A 242-nucleotide genomic window follows, 5' to 3' on the forward strand; every position below is an offset into this window, starting at 1 on the left:
GCTCTGGAATTCGTAGGCTTCGGTGTCGGCCGTACCGGTCATGCCGGACAGCTTCTTGTACCTGCGGACCAGGTTCTGGAAGGTGATGCTCGCCAGCGTCTGGTTCTCGCGCGGGACCGGCACGCCTTCCTTCGCTTCCACCGCCTGGTGCAGGCCATCGGACCAGCGGCGGCCAGCGAGGGTACGGCCGGTGTATTCGTCCACGATCACCACTTCGCCATCGCGCACGATGTAATCCACGT

1 protein-coding gene is annotated in these 242 nt (G+C 64.0%); it reads right to left on the reverse strand.

Annotated features, from left to right (window positions below; translation table 11 throughout):
* Positions 1 to 242: hypothetical protein (locus ACQG3P_RS22345; protein WP_426806278.1), on the reverse strand; the 242-nt coding region annotated here is incomplete at both ends.

The sequence above is a fragment of the Stenotrophomonas sp. SrG genome (assembly GCF_050031795.1).
Taxonomy (GTDB): Bacteria; Pseudomonadota; Gammaproteobacteria; order Xanthomonadales; family Xanthomonadaceae; genus Stenotrophomonas; species Stenotrophomonas rhizophila_A.